At 39.8% G+C, this 261-nt stretch carries 1 protein-coding gene; it reads right to left on the minus strand.

Annotation, left to right across the window (positions count from 1 at the left end; translation table 11 throughout):
• Positions 1-261, minus strand: a 261-nt coding sequence (locus SB753_RS38540; RefSeq protein WP_410805347.1) for a hypothetical protein, incomplete at both ends; no start/stop codon positions are given.

A 261-nucleotide genomic window follows, 5' to 3' on the forward strand; every position in this document is an offset into this window, starting at 1 on the left:
CTTTTGAAACAACACGCTTTCCAACAATAGAAGAATCTACTGTGCTTTTCTTGTTAAACTTCACATAAGATGGATCGTTCTTAATCCACTGATCTCCACCGAGATTTAACCAACCATCCTTTTCCGCCCACACAATATAAGATTCTGGTTTGTTTAGTTGACTAATCTTAGAATAGCTCGTACCTGGTCCTTTACGTAAGTTGACGTTGTAACCTTCAATATAGGCGATACCGTCTGTTACTGCTGTCGGTACTTCTGCTG

Origin of the sequence: Paraburkholderia sp. SIMBA_053, from assembly GCF_046534895.1 — a bacterium.
GTDB classification, from domain to species: domain Bacteria; phylum Pseudomonadota; class Gammaproteobacteria; order Burkholderiales; family Burkholderiaceae; genus Paraburkholderia; species Paraburkholderia caledonica.